Raw genomic sequence first — 668 nt, 5'->3', positions numbered from 1 at the left:
TTTGCAGCATGTTCTCTGGTGAATCTTTAAGGACTGGTTCGTGAACCAGACGAGCGCGTTGTTTTTCAATACACCCATAAACGAAATGCCCAATGTCCTCCAAACTGGTATCAAACAGCTTGTCTTTTTTCGTTTTGAAAAAACGCCACAATGGAATTGGAGAACTACAGCGTTGATTTATTACCGGAAATACGTTTTGTAAGCTTTTACTTAGTGGCACAGTTGTTTGTTCTATAGAGTTAAAGTCTTCCCCGAACGCTAGCAGAGATGTTACATCAACCGTGTATTTTTTAAATTCTGTTACGAGTTCGACCACTTCTCCTGATTCCGCTAGCATTTCAAAGTGCTTTCCTAGGCGCTCTGTAATCACGCTTAACTGAGGATGAAAATGTTTAAGGTGACTCGGCTGAAACATAGGTTCTGTTAATTTTCGTTGATGCTTCCAACGTTCTTCTTCAGCAGAGAATACGCCATTAAGACCGACTTCATCAAAGACACTCTCGATATTCTTTAGGCGGCGAAACTCCTCAGGTCGAGACTTTAGCACGGACTTGATTTGAGCTGCATCAGACAATACAAGTACATCTTTCATGCCTAGTTTTAAACGAAAATGAGCACCGTACTCTTTAATCCAACACAACATTTGCTGATGAACATTGGACTTTTTT

At 40.6% G+C, this 668-nt stretch carries 1 protein-coding gene; it reads right to left on the bottom strand.

All coding sequences use genetic code 11. From position 1 onward, the window contains the following. A partial coding sequence (locus AB4653_RS22180) for a cytochrome P450 (protein ID WP_372105362.1) occupies positions 1 to 668 on the bottom strand: 668 nt, incomplete at both ends.

Origin of the sequence: Vibrio sp. 10N.222.48.A3 (genome assembly GCF_041475345.1) — a bacterium.
GTDB classification, from domain to species: Bacteria; Pseudomonadota; Gammaproteobacteria; order Enterobacterales; family Vibrionaceae; genus Vibrio; species Vibrio tasmaniensis_A.
The sequence above is the reverse complement of the archived record's forward strand: the minus strand, read 5'-3'. Positions and strand labels throughout refer to the sequence as shown.